This window comes from Micromonospora endophytica (assembly GCF_003236305.1).
Taxonomy (GTDB): domain Bacteria; phylum Actinomycetota; class Actinomycetes; order Mycobacteriales; family Micromonosporaceae; genus Micromonospora; species Micromonospora endophytica.
In genome coordinates, this window is sequence record NZ_POTX01000326.1 from 1 (window position 1) to 5,169 (window position 5,169).

Genomic DNA, 5,169 nt, shown 5'->3' on the forward strand with positions numbered 1-5,169 from the left:
CCACCGCCCCGCCCGCCGAACAACCCCGGAACTGGCCGATCATCGCTGCGGCCGGGACGACGGTGCTGCTGTGGGCGTCGGCGTTCGTCGGCATCAGATTCGCCGGGCACGACTACTCCCCCGGCGCGATGGCGCTGGGTCGGATGGTGGCGGCCTCCGTCGCGCTGAGCGCGTTCGTCGCCCTCACCGCCGCCGCCCGGCGTCGAAGTCGGCGCGCCGAGCCCGCCCCGGCGGACCCGCGCCACCGCGCCGGTCGGCCCCTCGGCCTCATCGCGCTCTGGGGCGTCGCCTGGTTCGGTGGGTACAACGTGGCGCTCAACGCCGCCGAGCGGCTCGTCGACGCCGGAACGGCGGCCCTGCTGGTCTCGGTCGCGCCGATCCTGGTCGCGGTGGCCGCGGTGCTCGTCCTGGGCGAACGGCTCACCCGCCGACTCGGCCTCGGGGTGACGGTCGCCTTCGCCGGCGTGGCCCTGATCGCCGCCAGCGGCTTCACCGGGCACGCCGACGCGCTCGGTGTCACGCTGGCGGTGCTCTCCGCCCTGCTGTACGCCTTCGGCGTGCTCCTCCAGAAGCGCCTGCTGACCCGGGTGGACGCCGTGACGATGACCTGGCTCGGCGCGTTGGCCGGCACCCTGGCCCTGCTGCCGTTCGCCCCCACCCTGCTCGCCGAACTCGCCGCGGCCCCGCTCCCGGCCACCCTGGGCACCCTGTACCTCGGCGTGTTCCCGACCGCGATCGGCTTCCTCACCTGGGGTTACGTGCTGTCCCACTGGACTGCCGGGCGTACCACTGCCGCGACCTACCTGGTGCCACCGGTGACCGTCCTGCTCTCCTGGACGCTGCTGGGCGAGGTGCCGGCGCCACTCGCCCTGGCGGGCGGGGCGCTCTCCCTCGCCGGCGTGGTCCTCGCGACGCGTCGCTGACCCCGGTCCGGGCCCGACCCGTGGTCAACGGGGGCGCGGGTCAGGCTCGGACCGGCCGGCCGCCGCTGTCGGCCGGGCAGAAATCGGCAGGTCGTCGCCGTCGAGATAGGCAGCGAGACGGGCCGCGCCGGTGAGCATGGCCCGGCCGCGCGCGGTGAGCCGTTCCCGCCACTGGCCCAGCGAGGCGGCGAGGGGTCCGGCCCCGCCGGCGTCGCGTACCCGGTGCAGCACCGCGGCGATGTGGTCGAGCCGGTAGCCGCCACGACGGAGCAGGTGCGCGAGTTCGGCGTCGCGGACGTCGTCAGGTGCGTAGACCCGGTGGCCGGTCGCCGCCTCGCGCGCCGGTTGCAGGATCCCGGCCCGCTCCCACTTGCGCAGGGTAGCCGGTCGTACGCCCAACCGGTGGGCCAGTGCGCTGATCGGCACCGTGCCGCGGCCCTGCGCTGGTTGCCGCGTCGCGGTCAGCAGCGTGACGGCCTCCTCCACCGCGTTCAGGGTCTCCCGGTCGCGCTGGAGCAGGGCGTGACTCCGATCGATGACGCGCAGCGCCGTCTCGATCTCACCCCGGTTGATGGCGCGCATGATCTCGCCCCCGGTCGCGTGGCCGTGGCCCGCAATCAACGCGAGGTAGGCGTGCAACGCCCTGGCGTGGGTCTCGGTGAAGCGGCGGTAGCCGTTCGGGGCGCGCTCGGCCGGCGGCAGGACACCGTCGCGCTCGTAGTTGCGCACCGTTTGGGCGGAGAGGCCGTGCCGACGGGCCAGGTCAGCCGGTCGGCGTACCCCGGCGTTTGAGGGTTTTGTGGCATTCACCGCGCTGCAACGCTCCCAGGTCTCCACGGGTGGTTCGAGGATACGGTTGATGGAATGACGCCCGTACTCGACCTGCTGGCCGCCCCGCCGGACCTGCTCGCCCTCGGCGAGCCGACGCACGGCGAATCCGCCTTCCTCCAGATCCGCAACGAGATCTTCCTGTCGCTCGCCGCGCACGGCTACCGCGCGATCGCCGTGGAGAGCGACCAGGCCGCCGGGTTGGTCGCCGACGATTTCGTCAGGGGCGCCGACGGCGTGACGCTGGAGCACGCGCTCACCGAGGGGTTCAGCCACGGCTTCGGTGCGTACCCGGCCAACCGCGACCTGCTGGTGCGGATGCGCGAGTGGAACGCCGGACGACCGGCCGCCGAGCGCCTGACGTTCCACGGCTTCGACGCCCCACTGGAGATCGAGGGCACCCCGAGTCCGCGTCGCTACCTGCTCCAGGTCTGCGACTTCCTCGGCGTGGACCGGTCGGCGGAGATCGACGATCTGGTCGGCGCCGACGCCCGATGGAGCGACACCGCGGCGATCTGGGAGCCGGGCCGGTCGGTCGGACGCTCCGCCGACGCGCAGCGGCTCCGGGTGCTCGCCGATGACCTGCTGATGGAGTTGCACAGGCACGCGCCCCGGCGACCCGAGGGCTGGCGGGCGGCGTTCGTCCGGGCGACGGCGGCCGTCGCGGTGCTGCGTTACCACGCGGCGGCCGCCGCGCCGCTGGGACGACAGGAACGCTTCGCGCACCTGGTCGGGGTACGGGACGCGCTGATGGCCGAGAACCTGCTCGCGATCCGCGCCGCCGAGGCGCACCGCGGGCCGACGCTCGTCTTCGCGCACAACCGGCACCTGCAACGCGATCCGAGCACCATGACGATGGCCGGGACGGAAGTGACCTGGTCCAGCGCCGGCGCGATCGTCGGCGCGCTGCTCGGCGACCGGTACGCGGTGGTCGTCGGCAGCCTCGGCGCGAGCCCCGCGCTCGGCATCGCCGCCCCCGCTCCCGCGACGTACGAGGGGAAACTCCAGCGGCACGGTCACCTGCCCCGGTGCGTCCGGGCGACCGAGGTGGAGTCCGGCGAGCAACGTACGCACGACTACCGTTACTTCCCGCTGGACCAGGCCACCGTCGCGCACGCCGACGCCGTGCTGCACATCCCGACCGGCACCGGCCCGGCCCTGCTCGCCGATCGCATCCTCGCGCTGCCCGGCGTCGAACAGGTGGTGGCGAGCGAGGAGAACGGGGCACCGGAAGGTGCCTGGGGCGACCGGTTCTTCCACGTCGGTCCGGACCGCCGTCAGCCCTTCGCCACGATCGTCGAGCACGACGTGCCCGGCTTCGACGAGGACTCCCGACTCGACCGCCCCGGCGTCTTCCGGCTCAACGTCGACCTGGGCCGAGTGGAGTTCACCCGACTGTTCGGCTTCCCACCCCGCGACTTCGACGCGCATCGGCACGAGTTCGACTTCGCCCGGCTGGACACCGTCCTGCCCCACCCCGGCTACGCACGGTACGGCTTCGCCAGCATCGTCATGCCCGGTCCGCAGGTGCTGCCCGAGGTCGACCGGCTCCTCGCCGTCGCCCACGCCCGCGCGGTCGACCGGCACCAGCGCGCCACGCGGCGGACCACCGCCCCGCAGGGCTGAACGCGGCGTCTGTGCCACCGCACCGGCCTGGACCCACGGGCGACTTCAGGTCCGCACGGAGCGCCGGTGGCCGGCTCAGGTGCGTTGGCGGATCGCAGCGATCGCCAGCAGCACCGCGCTGGGCAGGTAGCACAGGCCCACCGAGGCCGCACCCAGCAGGACGCCTACGCCGAGCACCGAGGCCGAGGCGATCGTCACCGGCCGCCGCGCTCTTCCCGGCGTGATCAGCGGCGCGGCGGCCACCACCACCGGGATCAGGAGCGCGAGGGCCACCGGCCAACCCTCCCCGGTCGGGGGGGGGGGGATTCCCTCCGGTAACCGCGTGAGGTTGCGACCCGGCCTCCTCGGCCACCCCCGCCGGTACGGGCGGCCCGCAGGTTCCAGCGACGCCCGGCACCACGCGACTAATCCGATTGTTGGTGCGGGCGGTGTTCCTTGATCCACGCGATCACGTCGGCCCGGTCCCAGATCCGGCCCGTCGCCAGGGTGTCGATCGGTTCGGGAAACGTCGGCCGTCGGATGATCTCGGACGCGCGCTGGCGGGAGACGTTGCCGAGTAGTTCGGCGATCTCCGCCAGACCAGCGAGCCGCTGACGCTCCATGCACCCGGACAGTAGGCACCCGCACCCTTTCAGGGTGCCCACCCCCCTGATCTTCAACTTGAAGGGTTGACGGTTGGCACCCTTCAAGGGGAAGCTGAAAGGGTCGCCGGGCCTTGGGGGCCGATCATGTGATATCGAATTTTGTCTCACTTCCGCCATTCGCATCACAGCATTGATTGAATGCGATTGATATGTCCGGTTCATTCGAATCGGCCGTAACGATCATGCATCCGCACGAGGACTAGTGATGCATCGATAACGGTCCGGGACCGGAGTTCACCGCTCTGGTCCCGGACCTAGATCCACTACGAAGGAGTGGACCCATGAGCAACCGCATGTTGCACCCGAGGTGGTGCACACCAGGGTGTCAGGTCAACGCAGACCGTCCGACACGGCCACACGTCTCACGTCCCGTCACGATCACCGCCAGCAACCACGAACTCGTACATCTCCGGCTGACGCTGAACATGGCGCACACGCCGATGGACGCGCCGCTGCTGGTCATGCTGGAGACCTACGACACCAACCCCGATGCTCGGCAGCCCGCCGGGGCGTTCCCGCTGTCGATCCGGCAGGCCGGTGACCTGACTCGCGGCATCAAGGGCTTGCTGCGGCTCGCCCAGCACACCACCTGGTGCGACCAGCCGGAGGGCATCAGCCAACTGCTGTTCACCAAGCTGGTCGAGGCGCAGCGCGGGCTGCCAGACGAGGAGATTGCAAATTTCCTGGCAACGGGTCGAAAGCCTGACCTGTCCGAGCCGGTGAAGGACGACCAGTGAACCTGCATCGCCGTACCCGACCAACGACCGCGACTTCATGAACAGCCCGAGCGTCGTGCACGTCGCCGGCCGCACCAGCGGGAAGGCGGTTGCGAGCATGGTCGTCGCGATCATCGGCGCGCTGGGTGCGTCGCGCCTCTTCGGCATCCCGAGCTTCATCGCGGTGCTGCTGGGTCACCTGGCGATGCCGGAGACCATGTCCGGTGCGTTCGCGGGACGCGCTATGGCGATTACGGGGGTGATCCTCGGCTACCTGGCCGACATCCCCTGGCTGATCTTCACCCTGAGTTCCCCCCCGCTTTGATGGAGGGGTGGTTACCTGCTGCCGGCTGGTGCAGGGGTGGCGATAGGTGGTTCGGCTGGTGCGGTCTGGCGGCTATGCCAGGCGGCCTCGTACTCGTTCGGGCTGAG

Annotated in this window: 7 protein-coding genes; 4 read left to right on the plus strand and 3 right to left on the minus strand. The window is 71.4% G+C overall.

Annotated features, from left to right (window positions below):
• A partial coding sequence (locus tag C1I93_RS28065) for a DMT family transporter (protein ID WP_111246277.1) occupies positions 1–923 on the plus strand: 923 nt, incomplete at its 5' end.
• Between the two features lie 24 nt (positions 924–947).
• Here the strand turns inward: C1I93_RS28065 and C1I93_RS28070 are convergent.
• A complete protein-coding gene (locus C1I93_RS28070) occupies positions 948–1,733 on the minus strand; it encodes a TioE family transcriptional regulator (protein ID WP_111246282.1) in 786 nt (261 codons plus the stop codon).
• A gap of 54 nt (positions 1,734–1,787) precedes the next feature.
• On the opposite strand from C1I93_RS28070, the gene C1I93_RS28075 reads away from it, so the two are divergent.
• Entirely contained in the window at positions 1,788–3,377 is a 1,590-nt protein-coding gene (locus C1I93_RS28075; protein ID WP_111246278.1) for a DUF6194 family protein, read from the plus strand.
• 75 nt (positions 3,378–3,452) lie between these two features.
• On the opposite strand, the gene C1I93_RS28080 is transcribed toward C1I93_RS28075, so the two are convergent.
• Together C1I93_RS28080 and C1I93_RS28085 are read right to left on the minus strand one after the other, a co-directional pair.
• Positions 3,453–3,650: a hypothetical protein gene (locus C1I93_RS28080; protein WP_223256464.1), complete on the minus strand. Its 198-nt coding sequence runs from the start codon at positions 3,648–3,650 to the stop codon at positions 3,453–3,455.
• A 131-nt stretch (positions 3,651–3,781) separates the two neighbouring features.
• Positions 3,782–3,979: a helix-turn-helix transcriptional regulator gene (locus C1I93_RS28085; protein WP_111246279.1), complete on the minus strand. Its 198-nt coding sequence runs from the start codon at positions 3,977–3,979 to the stop codon at positions 3,782–3,784.
• Between the two features lie 467 nt (positions 3,980–4,446).
• Between C1I93_RS28085 and C1I93_RS28090 the strand changes: the two genes are divergently transcribed.
• Positions 4,447–4,758, plus strand: coding sequence for a hypothetical protein (locus tag C1I93_RS28090; protein ID WP_146603595.1), 312 nt, complete (start codon positions 4,447–4,449; stop codon positions 4,756–4,758).
• 37 nt (positions 4,759–4,795) lie between these two features.
• Positions 4,796–5,062, plus strand: coding sequence for a DUF4190 domain-containing protein (locus tag C1I93_RS28095; RefSeq protein WP_111246281.1), 267 nt, complete (start codon positions 4,796–4,798; stop codon positions 5,060–5,062).
• Positions 5,063–5,169: the final 107 nt, after the last annotated feature.

Coding starts and splice junctions, on each gene's coding strand:
- C1I93_RS28095 (WP_111246281.1), top strand. CDS start 4,796: ATGAACAGCCCGAGCGTCGTGCACGTCGCCGGCCGCACCAGCGGGAAG.
- C1I93_RS28090 (WP_146603595.1), top strand. CDS start 4,447: ATGGCGCACACGCCGATGGACGCGCCGCTGCTGGTCATGCTGGAGACC.
- C1I93_RS28075 (WP_111246278.1), top strand. CDS start 1,788: ATGACGCCCGTACTCGACCTGCTGGCCGCCCCGCCGGACCTGCTCGCC.
- C1I93_RS28085 (WP_111246279.1), bottom strand. CDS start 3,979: ATGGAGCGTCAGCGGCTCGCTGGTCTGGCGGAGATCGCCGAACTACTC.